This window comes from Stieleria sedimenti, from assembly GCF_025060895.1.
GTDB classification, from domain to species: domain Bacteria; phylum Planctomycetota; class Planctomycetia; order Pirellulales; family Pirellulaceae; genus Stieleria; species Stieleria sedimenti.
The window spans coordinates 21,672-37,587 of record NZ_JANZKV010000009.1; the positions used below are offsets into that span (position 1 = coordinate 21,672).

Below are 15,916 nucleotides of genomic sequence, written 5' to 3' on the forward strand. Positions count from 1 at the left end.
AACTTTCCAGATTCTCAGTTCCAGACGCTCAAGCTGCTGATGGGACTTGAACCCATGACCTCTTCCTTACCAAGGAAGTGCTCTACCACTGAGCTACAGCAGCGACGCTCAGAGCGGGTGAAGGGAATCGAACCCTCGTATTCAGCTTGGAAGGCTGCTGCACTACCATTGTGCTACACCCGCATCTCGTGCCCAGGCGTGGTTTGCCCGAGCCGCGAATCTCAGATTTGAGATCTCAACTTTCAAATTCTTTCCATGGGGGCTATTGGATTCGAACCAATGTAGGCGTAGCCAGCGGATTTACAGTCCGCCCCCTTTAACCACTCGGGCAAACCCCCCTAACGTTTCACTAGTCGTGTTGTTCTTGCTGTTCGTCCGGTTCCCGTTGAAGCTTGGTTTGGAGTGTTCGTCGCGAAGTTTGTCGTTTGGAGCCGCCCGTGGCAAGGTGGCCTCGCCCGGCGTTGTTGCGGCCGGAATCGTCCGTGCCAGCAACTGTCTGCCAGAAAACTGTCTGCCAAATACCTGTGCGTCCGGCTGCCGGCACCACGGCTTCGGGCGTCACGCCCTGGGCCAGGGTTTTTCGGGTTGGGGTTTTTCGAGCCAGGCTACGCCGAGTCGGGATTCCCCTGCCAGAGCCAGCGGAGGGATTCGAACCCACGACCGGCTGATTACAAATCAGCTGCTCTGCCAACTGAGCTACGCTGGCGATTCGACCGCCCTGCCGCCAGGTTGTTCTTCCTGGCACTGTCTTTTTCCCGCGTCGATGCCAAGCATCAATCGCTGGGAGACGGCAGAGTTTAGCAATCGATCGTTCTGGGGCAAGCCGGATTTGACCTCTCCGGTGCTCAAACCTCCAGATCGACCTGATTCACCTGACCGTGACCGGATCCGCCGGACCCGGTCGCACTGACATCTGGACAGTCCGCGGAACGCTTCGGTTCGCTGTGTGAAGCACTGTTTCGGTCATCTGATCGCCGATCATGAGGCAATTCGGCGGTTCATCGGCCGAATTCAACGACCTCGCGATCGGCGGCCAAACTGACGCAGGTTTGTCGCCCCCGCAGCGCCTCGGTGACCTCTCGAAGCATCCGTTCCGGCTCGGCGTCGATCGGATTGACGTGCGTCAGCATCAGATGCTTGGGTGCCGAAGCCTGAGCGATGTTTGCCAGCCGGCTGCTCCAGGTGTGCCCCGTTTTGTTCGCCCACTCCGAGCTGGCGTCGGCAAAATAGCACTCGTGCATCAGCAGATCCGCCCCGGCGTTCCACTCTATCGCCTCGCCACTGTCGTCCCCCGTCGTGTCGGTCAAATACAACAGACGCGGCCCGTTGAGCCAATCCAGTCGATACCCGACGGACATGCCCGGGTGCTGTTGAGGTCGCCAGCGGATCGTGCAGTCGCCGATCGTGAATTCGGGCAACGCGTCGATTTCTCGATATTCCGCCTGGATCGGTACCGGAAACAATAGATCTGAAAACAGGTGCTGCTCGATCGCCGCCAACTTTTCTTTCTCGCCCCAGATTCGCAGCCGATCAACGGGCCGTTGATACAACACGTCCAGCAAAAACGTCAGACCGGCGACGTGATCGAGGTGGGCGTGGCTGAGCAGGATGTCCAGTGTCGGCGTTTCAATCAGTTCGGCCAACCGAAACAGCCCCGTGCCGGCGTCCAAGACGATTCCGCTCTCGGGCAAAAAGTAGCAGCTGGTGTGCCGATCCTCGTTGGGGTGATACCCGGCAGTTCCGAGGCAATGCAGTTGCATGATCGACTGTGCTGGCGGTTCGGGAGGGCGAAAAAAGCTGGCGTCGACGTCAATTGTAGTGCAAGCGACGCCCGCATTGCTATCTCTGACTCCGTTTCCTCTCCGCCCGCGTCAGCTCGAACAGCAGGATCGCGGCGGCCACCGAGACGTTCAAACTGTCGACCAGCGGTCCGCACCCCGGGGCGGTGGGCATCGGAATCGTCACCCGTTCGCTCGCCGCACGCTGCACTTCCTCCGGCAACCCCTCGGCTTCATTACCCATCACCAGGACCGTCGGCGCTGCGTCGCTGGACACGTCGCCGATCGAAATCGAATCGGCCGCCAAGGTCGATGCCAGGCTGACCACCCCTTGGTCGGCCAGGGACCGTAAATCGCCGGCCGGATCGTTCATCACCAGCCAACGCATGCCCAGCACCGCTCCCATGCTGACCCGCATCGCCCGCCGAGAAAACGGGTCGACCGAGCGGTGGTCGATCAAGATCTGTCGGATCCCCAGCGCCGCCGCCGAACGCACCATGCTGCCCAGGTTCTCCATGTCGGTCGTGTGGACGAGTGCCAAGGAGACCGGGTCGGGGCGGAAATCGTCGACCCCGCCGAGCGGTTTTCGCGCCGCACTGGCCAGAAAGCCGCGGTGAAAATCGAACCCGGCCAGCTGACGCATCTGGTCGCGAGAAACCGAATAGACCGGAGTCCCGGCAGCCACCTCGCCCAGCGCGTCCAGATCGCGGCCCTGTTCGACCACCACCGATCGCACGCCAAAATCGCTGGCGATCAATCGGCCCGTGATCAGTTGCCCCTCGACGACGAAGTGTGTCGAGTTCAACACGCGTCCGGTCGGTCGACGCTTCAAGTCGCGAAAGTCCGACAGGCGGTGATCGTCGACCGAATCGATCGGGATCGGCTGGATGGAATCACGGTGGGGCATTGGCTGGCAGCGAGGATGGCGTCGAGTCAGGCGGGTTCTGCTGAGTGAATGGTGAGCCGCTGGCCGTCAGGCCTCGGGCAGCGTCGCAGTGCCCTGCCGCTTACGCGTCGCGGCTCACAAAACCGACAGACCGCAAGCCCTCCGGTTCCTCCTCTCTACCAACACACCGGAGGGCTCGCGCCCTACCGCTAACAAATGCTCCACGGCTTGTTCCAGCGAGACGCTGGCCAAACCCTACGGCGTGAACGCGAGCCGCTGCATCTTCGCCGGAATGCCTTCGCTGGTCACCCAGACCCGCCCCTTGCCGTCGACCGCGATCGCTTCGACCTGCTTCAGCTTTGGCAATTCAAAAATGTCGGGGATCTGCCGCAGACGCGTTTCCAGCGGTACGCGTTTGGAGGCGGGGAAGCGATAGGCTTGAAGGTAATTCGAGATCCAGAGGTCTCCCGTCGTGGGGCAAAGGTCCATGCCGGTGGCAAGCGGGATCGCGAGTTTCGCGATCGGCTTGGCTTCCAGTTCGATCACCGAGGGGCCGGCCGCCGACTGATCGTCTTGCGGACGCTCGGGCAACGGGAGCTCGTACATCGTCGCGAGCAACGGCGACTTGCCCAACATCAAAATCCGTCGCCGGCGAACGTCGACCGCGACGGATTCACAGTTCTGGGGTCCGCCCGGGTAGCGAATCACCAAATGCTGGATTGAATCGACGAATGACCTTTTTCTGGGATCCGGTTCGTCGAACAGGTACAACGAAACCGATTTGCGTTGGGCATCGTTGTCGCCCACGTCGGCAACGAGCAAGCGAGCCCCGCCGTCGTCGAACGATGCCATGTCTTCCCAGTCATGCGCGCCGACCCCGCGCAGCACCAGCCGCCCACAATACTTGCCGCTGGTGTTGAATGCGTACAGCCTCGCTTTGTCGCCGGAATCGTTGTGCGACCAAACGCAATGGGGGGCAACGTGGGAAAACGCCAGGCCGCTGCTCTCGGTCAGTGAAGGGGCGCTGAGCTCCAGAAACGCTTGGCCCGCCACGACGGCGGCGTTCTTCGGTTCCCAGGCGTGGATGTCAGCCGGCGTCAAACAAATAAACCCCGGTAGCCAGGCGACCAGGAATGCGAAGGAGCACGCGGTGGAAAATCGACGTAGCGTCGTGCGACGTTGCATGGATCAGCTTGTGGTTGTTTCCGTCTCCGATCCGACACGAGGCGATTGCCTCAGCGGATGTCATACATTTCCGCAAGCCATTACTTTACTGTGACTTGAGCTGCGACATCACCTGTTGCACGATTTTCTCGATCACTTGATTGGAAACCCGCGGCGTTGGCGCGTCGACGAATTCTTTCAATAAATCATCGATCTGACGCTGGGCTTCGGCAATGGCGTCCTTTTGCCGTTCAGAAATCGGGACGCGTCCCGGACCGAGGTCCCAGCCGCGAGACCGGGCGCCGGCACGAAACCCTTCGGGGAACTCGCTGATGGAGATCATGGCGTCGAACAGCGGCAGCAACTGGTACTGCAACTTCATCGCCTGGTCGATGTCGCCGGCAACCACGCTGCGGTGAATCGCACGAGTCAGTTCGGGGACGACTCCACTGGTCGCATTGGTCCCGCCATTGGCTCCCACCACCAGCATCGGAACCAAGGCCGCATCCCAGCCCGTCAGGAAACAAAAGTCGTCGCGGATCGGACGGATCTGCGAGATCATCCGCATCATGTTCGGCAAGTCACCCGAACTGTCTTTGATGCCGACCACGCGCGGGCATTCCGACGCCAAACGAACGACGGTGTCGACGGAAATCGGCGAAGCAAACAGGGGGATGTTGTACAGCGTCACGTCCACCGACACGGCATCGGCGATCTCGCGGAAATACGCATAAACGCCTTGATCGGAAAGCCGGTAGTAGAACGGGGCGACGATCGCGACCGCCCGCACACCCATCGCACCATAGGCTTCGCACGCCGCAATCGTCTCCTTGGCGTTCGCCTCGGCGGCACCGGCCAAGACCGGCACGCGACCGGCGGTCTGGTCCACCACCACCTCGACGATCCGTCGCCGCTCTTCGGCGGTGAAACGAATGAATTCGCCCGTGCTGCCGTTGGGGTACAGCCCATCGACGCCTTTTTCGATCAACCAGTCCACGTAGCGACGCAACGTGTCTTCGTCGACACGACCGTCACGATCGACAGGCGTGATGTTGGGGGTCAAAATTCCGGTGATTGGGGTGGGCATCAATACGCAGCGGATTCGAGGATGAAACGGTCTGTCGAAAGAATAGTTCAGCGCTAGCAGGCTGTCGATTTAATGGGATTTCGTGAGGCAATGGTGAGCCGCTGGCCGTAAGGCCTCGGGCGGACGCCTCAATGCCCGGCCGCTTACGCGTCGCGGCTCACTCTATCGACAGGCCGCTGGTAAGCTGGAAGCCTCGGCCACGGTTCGCGGGCTCACCGATCGCAAGCTGGAAGCTTACGCCACTTTCGCAAGCTGGAAGCTTACGCCACCGGGTGGGTTAGGCGAGGAGTTCTCGGACCACTCGCGCCGGTTCGACGCCGGTGAGCCGCTGATCGAGCCCCTGGAATTTCACGCTCAATCGCGTGTGGTCGAACCCCAGTTGGTTCAAAATCGTGGCATGCAGGTCGCGGACATGCACGCGATCACGTGTCACGTTGAAGCCGAATTCATCGCTCTCGCCCAGCGTCGTGCCCGCCTTCATCCCGCCGCCGGCCAGCCACATCGTGAACGCGTTGGGGTGGTGGTCGCGACCGTCGTTGCCGCCGCCCTGAACCATCGGCGTGCGTCCAAACTCGCCACCCCAAATCACTAACGTCTCCTCCAACATCCCGCGTCGCTTTAAATCTTGAATCAACGCCGCACAGGCCTGGTCGGTGTTCTTGCAATTGGTTTTCAATCCGCCGACCAGATTGCCGTGCTGATCCCATGCTTCATGGAACAGCTGAACAAATCGAACGCCACGCTCGACCAGCCGTCGCGCCAACAAACAGTTTTTGGCAAAGGACGGTTTGTCGGGATCGGCACCGTACAGGTCCAGCGTCTGTTGCGTTTCGGATTGGATGTCCATCAATTCCGGCGCGGACGATTGCATGCGGTACGCCATCTCGAACGAATTGATGCGCGTCGCGATCTCGGGATCACCGGTCAACGCCAGATGTTGCTGATTGAGTGCCGTGATCGCGTCCAACGCGTCGCGTTGTGCGCGTGCATCCACCCCCGGCGGATTGGACAAATACAGCACCGGATCGCCGACACTGCGGAGCTGCACGCCGGAATACATGGTCGGCAAAAAACCGCTGCCCCAGTTGCTGTTGCCACCGCTGGGTCCCTTGCTGCCGCTGCTGAACACGACGAACCCCGGCAGATCTTTCGACTCGCTGCCCAACCCGTAAAGCGTCCAGGCACCCAGGCTGGGCTTGCCAAACAATTGCGACCCGGTGTTCATCATGATCTGCGCCGGCGCGTGATTAAACGCGTCGGTCGTCATCGATTTCACGATCGTTAATTCATCGGCGACCTTTGCAGTGTGCGGCAAGATCTCACTGATCTCCGCACCACTCTCTCCGTGGCGGGCGAATTTGAATTTCGGCCCCAGCAGTTTTGAATTCGGGTCGATGAATGCCGCCCGATAACCTTTCAACAGTTCCGCCGGTGGCAACGTGCCATCGAACTTGGCAAGCTGTGGTTTGTAGTCGAATAATTCCAAATGGCTGGGCGCCCCGGCCATGAACAGAAAAATCACGTTCTTGACTTTGCCGGGAAAGTGCGGCTGGCGAACGGCAAGCGGATCGGCCGTCGACGCGGCACCGGACTCTTCAGCCATCAGTTGGGCGGCTGCGATCGCGCCCAACCCGACGCCACAATCTTTTAAAAACCAGCGCCGCGATCGATTCAGGTTGTTCATCATCTATTCTCGAGTGATCGTTTCATCCAAGTTCAGCATCACGCGACAAACCAGCGACCACGCCGCCAATTCTGTCGCATCCAAATCGTCCAGGTCCAGCAGCGGACCGGAAGACAGAATGGATTCCGCGGAGAGTTCGTTCGAATCAATCCGTTCGCGTTGACGCATCAGGTAGTCGCTCAACACACGTTGTTCTGCGCCGCTCGGTGCGCGTCCGACACAACGTTCGAAAGCGAACCGGATGCGTCGGCCGTCGCTGACCGTTCTGTTTTCAGCAGGTCCGTCTTCATCGGCATCGCATTGGCGTAACGTCTTGGCCGCCAACGCGATCGAGCACTCCAGAAACATCGGTTCGTTGAGCGAGGTGAGCGCTTGCATCGGCGTGTTGGATGTGCTGCGACGGACGCAGGACAGGTTGCCGGGGAGGGCGTCAAAGTTTTCGAGCATCGGATAGGGAACGCTGCGAAATCGAAACGTGTACAACGCCCGTCGGTAACGCTGATCGTCTTGGGCGACATCCCAGATCTTGGGGCCGTAGCTGACCGGTGGGGTGAACAAGAACTCCGGCGCCGGCGGGTAAACGCTCGGTCCGCCCACGCTGCGGTTGAGCAATCCGCCGGCCGCCAAGGTGATGTCACGCACCGTTTCGGCGGGCACCCGAAAGCGTGCTCCCCGCGCCAGCAGGCGGTTGTAGGGATCGCGCTGGGCCAATTCGGGTGTCAAATTCGACGACTGGCGATAGGTCGCCGAACTGACGATCAAACGATGCAAGTGTTTTAGACTCCAGTGGTTCTCGATCAGTTCGACCGCCAAAAAATCCATCAGCTCGGGATGCGACGGCGGCGCACTCTGCGTCCCCAGGTCGTCACTGGTTTCGACCAAGCCGACTCCGAAATACGCTTGCCAAATTCGGTTGACGATCGATCGGGCCGTGGTCGGAGATTCGTCCGAGGCCAACCACCGCGCGAACTGCAATCGCTTGGGCTCGGCGCTGCTTCGCTCGTTGTTCGCTTTCAACGGATGCAAAAGCGCAGGGACGTGCGGTTGGACTTCTTTGACGGGGCTCAGGAAATCACCCCGCGCCAACAACGATGTCGCCCGCGGCGCGTCGCGACGGGCCAAGGTCAATTGCGTGGTGCCACGGGGATGGGATTTCCAGGCCTGTTCGATCGCGTCGTTGTGCGGTTGTGCTTCGGCCACGGTGGTCCGCCAATGAGAAAACACGGTCGCTTCCTCCGCCGGCGTCCATTGGTCCGGTGCCTGTCGAATCAACGCAGCGACCGCCTGGGGCAGCGGAACAAATTCCGGGATCACTTCACCGGTCAGCGACACCCGAAATCGTCCGATGTTGAAGGTCTGGTTGTCGTCACTGTTCCATCCGCCGTGTCGTTGGGCCAGATGGACGGTGACGATCGCGTGTTGCCCGTCGGGGATTTCGATCGGCTGGTCGAATTCAAACCATGCGGTTTGCGAGATGTTGCTCAGCGGCGTGTCGACTTCGTTGGTCCAAGCGGTCGTCTCGTCGCCGTCGATGGCAAAGTCGATGCCGCCGGTGATGCGTTTCTGGTCCTTCTTGTTGTCATACCGCGGTTTCAACTCGGCGACCGCCGGCGAGCGATCGGCGACGGCGCGGCTGAATTTGATCCGCGTCGATTGCTCGGGGGCGTCAGACAAAGCGACATCGGCCGTCAGTTCGCTCAGCGCCCACGTCCCGTCGACACTTCGTCCCGGCCCGCCACGTGGCAGGTTCGGGTGCGTCAGCAATTCCAATTGCAGTCCCGTCAGCCGCTTGCCGTGGAAGGTGCCGGTGCCCTGCGGTTTGAAATTTGTCGGCGCATAGCTTTGGCACAGACACGACCCATCGCCTTGGGGTTGGAACTTCGATCCGCTCAACGCGGTGTCCAAGAACGACAATTCGGTCGTCGTCCAGTCGGGTTCGGCCCGTGACGCCACTTCGTGCGCCCAGCGGTGCATCCGCACACGCCAGTCGGGCAGGGCCTGCTTGATCAAACGCTCCTGTTCTTCGATCTGCCGCAGCACTTGCTGGCGGCGTTCGAGTTCAGCGTCGGTATAAACCGGCACGATCGCATCATGCGTGTTGTTCAGGAACGCGAACATTCCATAGTACTCGTGCTGCTCGATCGGGTCATACTTGTGCGTGTGACACTGGGCGCATTGAATCGTCAGCCCGAGGATGGATTTGCCGATCGCGTCCATGCGGTCGAACATCGCTTCCATGCGAAACTGCTCGGGATCGGCGCCGCCTTCCTCGTTGACCATCGAATTCCGCAAGAATCCGGTGGCCACGTGATCGGCTTGTGTGGCATCAGGCAGCAGGTCGCCGGCGATTTGGCGAATGATGAAATCGTCGTAGGGGCGATCGTCGTTGAACGAGTCGACGACCCAGTCGCGGTAAAACCAGGCTTCGCGGGGTTTGTCTTTTTCGTAGCCGTCGGAGTCGGCATAGCGGGCCGCGTCCAACCACAGCCGCCCCCAGTGTTCGCCATAGTGACTCGATTGAAGCAGCCGGCTGACCAGATTCTGGTACGCCGTCTCGCCGTCCTCTTGAAGACGTTTCTCCCACGTCGCGACAAAATCCGGTTCCGGGGGCAGCCCGGTCAAGTCCAACGATAGTCGGCGGATGAGCGTGCGGTTGTCGGCGGCCGGTGAAGGCGAAAACCCTTCGGATTCGAGTTTTCGAGCGACAAACGCGTCGATCGGATTCTTCACCCACGAGGCCCGGTCGACGGGGGGGATTTCCGGGCGACCCGGTGGCACAAACGCCCAATGGGTTTCGAACGCGGCTCCCTGGTCGATCCAGCGTTTCAGCACGTCGATCTGCGACGCGTCGAGTGTCTTGCCGGAATCCGGCGGAGGCATCTTCAACTCGGGATCGGTTTCGATCAATCTGGCGTACAATTCACTGGCCGAGGCGTCGCCCGGCTGGGTCACCGCAGCCGCGGAATCGGGATCGTCCAAACGCAAATCCGCCTCGCGTGATTCTTCATCCGGCCCGTGACAGGCGAAACAGGCATCGGACAAGATCGGACGGACTTGGCTGGCAAAATCAATGTCACCATCGGTCGCGTTTTCTTTAGCAACGGACATGCCGCAGCAGCACATCCAGGCCAACAAGGTGGCGAATCTTCGATTCATGGGCGATCGTTGCGAGGTAGGGAGTGGGAGGGAACGTCATTGTACCATCGACGTGTCGACAACGTCTGCAAGACTGCCCGTTCCGCCATCCACTGGCAAAGACGAAAATCTTCCTACCCCATAATCTTCCTACCCCAACTTCGACATCCCGCACGGACGAGTGATCTCCCCCTGAAGGCATCGCGTCGGATTGAGCAAACGGATGGACTGGTAGATAATCGCGGCTCACGCGAACGCCTCTCCCTGGACCCGCCCCATGCGAATTGTCCTCTGTTATCCTGTCGGCAAAAAACATATCGACCAGATTCAAGCCGCGGCGCCGGATTTTGAAGTGGTCAACGCCGGCCAGGAACGGATCGATGAGCTGCTGCCGACGGCGGACATCTTTATCGGTCACGCCAAAGTCCCGGTGAACTGGGATCGCGTGCTCGAGGCCGGGAAACTGCGTTGGATTCAGTCTTCGGCGGCGGGGTTGGACCATTGTCTGGTTCCCGGCGTGATCGAATCCGACGAGATCGTCGTCAGCAGCGCGTCTGGTTTGTTCGCCCCCCAAGTCGCCGAGCAAACCTTTTCATTGTTGTTCGGCGTGATCCGCCGCGCTCCGCTGTTTTTTCGCGCCGAAGCGAAACGCGAATTCGTGCGATTGCCCACCGATGATCTGCGTGGCAAAACCGTCGGGATCGTCGGCTTGGGCGGGAACGGTCGCTTTCTGGCACGCGTGTTGGCGCCTTGGGACGTTCGCATCATCGCCACCGATTTCTACCCCGTCGATTGTCCGGCAGAGGTTTCGGAGCTTTGGCCGGCCGACCAACTCGATCGGCTGCTCGGCGAAAGCGATGTCGTGATTCTGACGCTACCGCTCAACGGGGACACCAAGGGAGTGTTCGACGCCGAACGTTTCGCGACGATGAAGCGTGGTTCGTACTTGATCAACGTCGCCCGCGGATCGGTGGTCCAGGAGAAAGCGTTGTGCGAGGTGCTGGCCAGCGGTCACCTGGCCGGCGCGGGATTGGACGTGACGGAAGTGGAACCGTTGCCGCCGGAGAGTTTGTTGTGGGATGACCCGAAAGTGATGATCTCGCCGCATGTGGGCGCGCAATCCGCTCGGCGTGTCGACGATTCGACTGCTCTGGCCGTGATCAACTTAAGACGCTATCAGTCGGGCTTGCCCGTCTACAATCGCGTCGATAAACGACTCGGGTTCCCACATCCGTCGTCGGTGTATCGCGGTCAAACCAATTGAATTCCCTGCGGTGATTGCGCACCTTTTTCCGCCCGATCCCACCGCGTGCCTGTCCCACCGCGTGCATCATGAGCAGTAGCAATCGAACAACGATCCCTTGTGAAGCGGCGGTCTATCGCAACGATCACCCCGTCGGCCCGGTGAGGTTGCCGATGAAAGATCAGGCGGCGTTCATCAAGGAGTTCAATCGGCTGTATCGCGATGCGGGAATCGTCATTGAGCCGATTGAGCATTCAGCTGCCAATCGTAGTCCAGGTAAGCAATGCTGACGGCATTGCCCAGCGCGGCGCGCCGGGCCGTGGAGTCGGGCAACCAGCCGGCGATTCGCCGCAACACTTCCGACTGGCCATCGCCGAAATCTTCGCCGAACCATTTCAAGATGGCCGACAAATAAAATCGTTTCTCCGAAACGTCGTGGCGAAAGTTTTGGCTGCGTGAGAAAAAGTCTTTCGTGTTGGTCGTCAACTGTTCGTCAACATGCTCGGGGACGTAGGCTGCACTCAGTAGGCGAGGGCAACCGATCGACGCGCACACGATCGCAAAATGGATCCGTGGCTCGCCCATCTTACGTAACACCTGGTGTTCGATTTCGTCCAACGAAAACGGTTGATGGCCGACGTGCAATTTCAAGTCGTGCCAGATGTGGTATCCCCACAGCTTGGGCGTGTGATTGCGAATGCTGGTCGTCGGGTACTCGCGCAAAATGCCCTTGATGGTCAACGCGTTGTAGGCGTTGATCCAAAACGCGAGCCGATGGGCTTGCGTGGTTTTCTCGTCCGCTGCGATCGAGGCGGTGGAAAGATGTTTCAGATAATCGTCGAGCAGTGTTTGGTCTGGCCGGCTGGCGTGCCAACGCTTGTAATCGACTCGCCCGTCTGAATCGACATACGTTGCCAGCAACTTGTTCCAGCTCGAATGATCGATGGTGTGCATCGGAACCAACTTGGCTTTGGCATCACCGACGTAGACCGGCGTTCCCGCGACGGCGTGCCGGGTTGCCGCGATGCTGAGAGCGAGCGCAGCGGCAAGTGTCAATGCGGTTGGAACGCGACGATTCATGGGCAAAGACCTCTGGCAAGGGGGGAGCTTGATTGTAGCTGGTTGATCTCCGGGGCAGCTACAGTGGCCAATGCCCACCGGCGGTCACGTTCCGCCAGGAGCCGGCAATTGCATCGAATTGGCGGACGAGCGGGGCCAACACACATCTCCGGTTTCGAGTGGGATAGGCTGGGATAGGCTCTGCTGATCGCGGCCGGCCGCGAACAAACAACCGCCGGTGTTAGCGGAACGGCGCGAGCGGGCTGTCGATTTAAGCCCGCACGCGTTAGCAAGGGGCCACGCGGCGCCCCTCGCTCACGCGTCGGGCTGGCATGATCACGCTGATTTCGGAACATCGACTAAATCGACAGCCCGCGAGCCGTCCGGTGACAGCTCGAAAACACGTTGAAAGACCGGAGGGCTCGCGCCCTGCCGCTAACAACCAGCACCATCTCCCCGACGCAGATCTTCATGAACCGACCCGAACCGCCAGCCGACCCTTCCGAGAAACCGTCGGGATCGAAATGGAAGTTGATCGTGTTTGCGATCTTGGCCGTGATGATCCTGTCAGTGGGCTTCCTGTATCGTGACGTGATTTCGCTAGCGACGCTCGCCCAGCGTGAATCCCAGCTCCGCGCGTTTCAAGACCAGCATCCGGTCGCCGTCTATGCGATTGCGTTTGGCGTTTACGTTGCCGTCACGGGGTTGTCGCTGCCCGGGGCCGCGGCGCTGACCATGGTCTATGGATGGTATTTCGGATTCGCCCGCGCGCTGGTGTTGGTCAGTTTCGCCTCCACCGCCGGGGCGACCACCGCGTTTCTCAGTAGCCGCTATCTGTTGCGTGATGCGGTCCAGTCGCGCTACGGGGCGTCGATGAAAACGTTTCAAAAACGACTCGCTGAAGAAGGCGCCTTTTATCTGTTCACGCTGCGGTTGATTCCCGCGGTCCCGTTTTTCGTCATCAATCTGGTGATGGGTCTGACGCCGATCCGGGTGAGGACGTTTTGGTGGGTCAGTCAGCTGGGGATGCTGGCCGGTACCGCGGTTTACGTTTACGCCGGATCTCGCGTCCCCGATTTAAGCGTGTTGGCCAAAGAAGACGTCAGCGCCGTGTTCACCCCTTCACAGTTGTTGCAACTGGCGGTCGCGTTCGCCCTGCTGGGGATTTTTCCACTCGCCGTCCGCAAGATCCTATCGGCCCTCCGCCCCAAAGTGGCGTAAGCTTCCAGCTTGCCCTTGTTCCCGAGCTCCGCCCTACGCCGTGAACGATTTATTTCCTGTGTTTGACGAGGTTTTAGCGGCAGGGCGCAAGCCCTCCGGTTCCGCTTCTTTGCCAACACACCGGAGGGCTCGCGCCCTACCGCTAAAAAATCGTTCACGGCGTAGGGCTCCGCCTGGGAACACGATGCGATGGAGGCTCCCGCCTCCGACCCGCGCACCGCGTGTGGCGTCACGGGCTGTCGATCTAGTGAGCCGGGCATTGCGGCGCCCGCCCGAGGCCTGACGGCCAGCGGCTCACCATTGACTCCGCAGATCCCGATTCAATCGACAAGCTGGAAGCTTACGTCACTTGGGCGAACCCCGGTTTGTTTTTCGGCGTCGGTGTTTTAGCATGACCGACATGAAATTCACCAAAATGCACGGCGCCGGCAACGACTACGTCTACGTCGATTGTTTTTCCCAATCCGCCCCCGAAAACGCTCCCGAATTGGCTCGCCAGATCGCCCATCGACACTTCGGTGTCGGCGGCGACGGGTTGATCCTGATTCGCCCCAGCGATTCCGCCGACGCGCGGATGCAGATGTTCAATGCCGACGGCAGCGAAAGCGAAATGTGCGGCAACGGAATTCGCTGCGTTGCCAAATTCGTTTACGACCACAACATCGCCAAGCGGGACGCCCTCAAAATCGAGACCGGCGCCGGTGTGTTGGATCTGGCGCTTGCGGTAGGCAGCGACGGGCTGGTCGATCAAGTCACGGTGGACATGGGCGTGCCCGAATTGGTCGGGCGCAAGGTACCGACGACAATCCCCACCGCCCGCGACGATCAACGTGTCATTGCCGTCCCGGTCGAATTCGCCGGCCAAACCCTGGAAGTGACCTGTGTGTCGATGGGGAATCCCCACTGCGTGATTTTCGTCGAAGAAGCCAGCGACGAGTTGGTCCTGGGGTTGGGTCCGAAAATCGAAACCGACCCGCGGTTCCCCAACCGCATCAACGTCGAATTTGTCGAAGTCCTGTCGCCGATCGAAGTTCGTCAGCGGACTTGGGAACGGGGCTCGGGCGAAACCTGGGCCTGCGGAACCGGCGCCTCGGCGGTCTGTGTCGCCGGCGTGTTGGCCGGGCGGACGGAGCGAAAGATTTTGAATCATTTGCTCGGCGGCGATCTGACGCTTGAGTGGATCGAGCAATCCGATCACGTGATGATGACGGGACCGGCCACCGAAGTCTTTTCCGGTGAGTGGCCGACACGTTGAATGAATCATTCGAATCCGAATCGGACGCGCTGACACAAGCCGTTTCCGTCAGCGAGCTGAACCATCAGCTCAAGGCGGTCGTCGAAGGCACGTTCCCGATGATGTGGGTTGCCGGCGAAGTGACCGACGTGGCCAAGCCACGCAGCGGACACATCTATTTCACCCTCAAGGATGACGACTCCCAAATTCGTGCCGTGATGTGGCGCAACGTGGCGTCGCGGTTGAAATTCGATTTGGAAAACGGCCAGTCCATCCTGTGTTTCGGCGGGCTGGAAATCTACACCGTCCGTGGCACCTATCAGATCGTCGTGCGCAAAGCCCAGCCGCAAGGCGTCGGGACGCTTCAGTTGGCTTTCGAAAAATTGAAAGCACGCCTGAACGCCGAGGGGCTGTTTTCCTATGAACGCAAGCAGCCGTTGCCGAGTCATCCGCGGCGGATCGGCGTGATCACCAGCCCCAGCGGCGCGGCGGTTCACGACTTTCTGGTCGCCGCGGAAAACCGCATGATCGGCGCGGAGATTTTTGTGATCCCGGCGCAAGTTCAGGGCAGCGGCGCCGCCGAAACGATCGTTCGTGGTTTAAAAGCCGCTGCGATGATTCGTCCCAAACTGGACGTCGTCGTCGTCGCCCGCGGCGGCGGCAGCCTGGAAGACCTGTGGTGTTTCAATGAAGAAGCGGTCGTCCGCGCGATCGCCCAGTGCCCCGTCCCCACGGTGTCGGCGGTGGGCCACGAAGTCGACGTGACGCTGTCCGACTTGGCCGCCGACGTTCGCGCCCTGACGCCGACCGACGCCGCCACCAAAGTCTTCGCCGATCGGTCGGGAATTGTTCAACGCGTCAATGATTTGACACGCCGACTTCATCGGGTGATGCAATACGAACTCGAGCGGAGACAGGTCGCACTCGACGTGCTGGCCAACCATCCGGCGATGTCCAAGCCGATGGAAATGGTGCACCTGCGGTCGCGGTTGGTCGATGAACTCGATCAACGGGCCAAACAAGCGATCGATCGCCGCTTGCAGCAATCAAAATCCGATGTCGCGACGCTGGCGGCAAGTCTTGCGGCGCTGTCACCACTGAACACGCTGGCCAGAGGTTACAGCGTGACCAGCGATTCCGATGGCAACGCGATCAGCGATGCTTCACGACTTGAGATCGGTGAACGAGTCACCACGCGTTTGGCGAGCGGCTCGTTCGAATCCGTCGTCGACAAGATCAATTCGGAGTGAAGTTACATCACCCTCCCACACAGAGGTCGTGCAGTTTTTAAAGTCACCCTCCTGGCAGGAGGGTCGAGCGAAGCGAGGGGAGGTCGATCGGTGAATCGCGGCACGGGCATCAGTAACAAGGGATGCAGCAACCGTTGGTGTTTAGCCTTCAGGCGATTCCCGTTCGCTGCGACGC

Annotated in this window: 11 protein-coding genes and 4 tRNA genes; 4 read left to right on the forward strand and 11 right to left on the reverse strand. The window is 60.3% G+C overall.

Annotation, left to right across the window (positions count from 1 at the left end; all coding sequences use genetic code 11):
• Positions 1-31: 31 nt before the first annotated feature.
• The 10 genes from NZK35_RS01395 to NZK35_RS01440 form a co-directional block, all read right to left on the reverse strand.
• Positions 32-103: transfer RNA gene (locus tag NZK35_RS01395), tRNA-Thr, on the reverse strand.
• A gap of 9 nt (positions 104-112) precedes the next feature.
• Positions 113-183 (reverse strand) — tRNA-Gly (locus NZK35_RS01400).
• Between the two features lie 73 nt (positions 184-256).
• Positions 257-338: transfer RNA gene (locus NZK35_RS01405), tRNA-Tyr, on the reverse strand.
• Between the two features lie 295 nt (positions 339-633).
• A tRNA-Thr gene (locus NZK35_RS01410) sits at positions 634-706 on the reverse strand.
• 292 nt (positions 707-998) lie between these two features.
• Entirely contained in the window at positions 999-1,760 is a 762-nt protein-coding gene (locus tag NZK35_RS01415; RefSeq protein ID WP_259630810.1) for an MBL fold metallo-hydrolase, read from the reverse strand.
• A gap of 79 nt (positions 1,761-1,839) precedes the next feature.
• Positions 1,840-2,685 carry a TrmH family RNA methyltransferase gene (locus NZK35_RS01420; RefSeq protein WP_259630811.1) on the reverse strand — a complete coding sequence of 282 codons (846 nt, stop codon included), beginning with the start codon at positions 2,683-2,685 and terminating at the stop codon, positions 1,840-1,842.
• A gap of 234 nt (positions 2,686-2,919) precedes the next feature.
• Entirely contained in the window at positions 2,920-3,849 is a 930-nt protein-coding gene (locus NZK35_RS01425; protein WP_259630812.1) for a hypothetical protein, read from the reverse strand.
• An 85-nt stretch (positions 3,850-3,934) separates the two neighbouring features.
• The gene (locus NZK35_RS01430) at positions 3,935-4,915 is read right to left on the reverse strand and encodes a dihydrodipicolinate synthase family protein (protein ID WP_259630813.1); all 981 of its coding nucleotides are present in this window, start codon (positions 4,913-4,915) and stop codon (positions 3,935-3,937) included.
• A 277-nt stretch (positions 4,916-5,192) separates the two neighbouring features.
• Positions 5,193-6,599 carry a DUF1501 domain-containing protein gene (locus NZK35_RS01435; RefSeq protein ID WP_259630814.1) on the reverse strand — a complete coding sequence of 469 codons (1,407 nt, stop codon included), beginning with the start codon at positions 6,597-6,599 and terminating at the stop codon, positions 5,193-5,195.
• Between the two features lie 3 nt (positions 6,600-6,602).
• The gene (locus NZK35_RS01440; protein WP_259630815.1) at positions 6,603-9,755 is read right to left on the reverse strand and encodes a PSD1 and planctomycete cytochrome C domain-containing protein; all 3,153 of its coding nucleotides are present in this window, start codon (positions 9,753-9,755) and stop codon (positions 6,603-6,605) included.
• 256 nt (positions 9,756-10,011) lie between these two features.
• Here NZK35_RS01440 and NZK35_RS01445 point away from each other — a divergent pair, with 256 nt between their 5' ends.
• Positions 10,012-10,998, forward strand: a complete 987-nt coding sequence (locus NZK35_RS01445) for a D-2-hydroxyacid dehydrogenase (protein ID WP_259630816.1) — start codon at positions 10,012-10,014, stop codon at positions 10,996-10,998.
• 213 nt (positions 10,999-11,211) lie between these two features.
• Here NZK35_RS01445 and NZK35_RS01450 read toward each other — a convergent pair whose 3' ends face one another.
• A complete protein-coding gene (locus NZK35_RS01450) occupies positions 11,212-12,057 on the reverse strand; it encodes a DUF547 domain-containing protein (protein ID WP_259630817.1) in 846 nt (281 codons plus the stop codon).
• A gap of 450 nt (positions 12,058-12,507) precedes the next feature.
• On the opposite strand from NZK35_RS01450, the gene NZK35_RS01455 reads away from it, so the two are divergent.
• From NZK35_RS01455 to xseA, 3 genes are all read left to right on the forward strand, one after another.
• Positions 12,508-13,257 carry a TVP38/TMEM64 family protein gene (locus NZK35_RS01455; RefSeq protein ID WP_259630818.1) on the forward strand — a complete coding sequence of 250 codons (750 nt, stop codon included), beginning with the start codon at positions 12,508-12,510 and terminating at the stop codon, positions 13,255-13,257.
• A gap of 400 nt (positions 13,258-13,657) precedes the next feature.
• Complete coding sequence (gene dapF, locus NZK35_RS01460; RefSeq protein ID WP_259630819.1) at positions 13,658-14,512, forward strand: diaminopimelate epimerase; 855 nt, start codon at positions 13,658-13,660, stop codon at positions 14,510-14,512.
• On the forward strand, positions 14,509-15,741 hold the full coding sequence (gene xseA, locus NZK35_RS01465) for an exodeoxyribonuclease VII large subunit (protein WP_259630820.1): 1,233 nt from the start codon (positions 14,509-14,511) through the stop codon (positions 15,739-15,741). The genes dapF and xseA overlap by 4 nt, the downstream gene beginning before the upstream one ends.
• Positions 15,742-15,916: the final 175 nt, after the last annotated feature.

Excerpts from the sequence above, each read along its gene's own strand:
- NZK35_RS01430 (WP_259630813.1), bottom strand. The coding sequence starts at position 4,915 with ATGCCCACCCCAATCACCGGAATTTTGACCCCCAACATCACGCCTGTC.
- NZK35_RS01455 (WP_259630818.1), top strand. The coding sequence starts at position 12,508 with ATGAACCGACCCGAACCGCCAGCCGACCCTTCCGAGAAACCGTCGGGA.
- NZK35_RS01435 (WP_259630814.1), bottom strand. The coding sequence starts at position 6,599 with ATGAACAACCTGAATCGATCGCGGCGCTGGTTTTTAAAAGATTGTGGC.
- NZK35_RS01450 (WP_259630817.1), bottom strand. The coding sequence starts at position 12,057 with ATGAATCGTCGCGTTCCAACCGCATTGACACTTGCCGCTGCGCTCGCT.
- NZK35_RS01445 (WP_259630816.1), top strand. The coding sequence starts at position 10,012 with ATGCGAATTGTCCTCTGTTATCCTGTCGGCAAAAAACATATCGACCAG.
- NZK35_RS01415 (WP_259630810.1), bottom strand. The coding sequence starts at position 1,760 with ATGCAACTGCATTGCCTCGGAACTGCCGGGTATCACCCCAACGAGGAT.
- NZK35_RS01425 (WP_259630812.1), bottom strand. The coding sequence starts at position 3,849 with ATGCAACGTCGCACGACGCTACGTCGATTTTCCACCGCGTGCTCCTTC.
- dapF (WP_259630819.1), top strand. The coding sequence starts at position 13,658 with ATGAAATTCACCAAAATGCACGGCGCCGGCAACGACTACGTCTACGTC.
- NZK35_RS01440 (WP_259630815.1), bottom strand. The coding sequence starts at position 9,755 with ATGAATCGAAGATTCGCCACCTTGTTGGCCTGGATGTGCTGCTGCGGC.
- NZK35_RS01420 (WP_259630811.1), bottom strand. The coding sequence starts at position 2,685 with ATGCCCCACCGTGATTCCATCCAGCCGATCCCGATCGATTCGGTCGAC.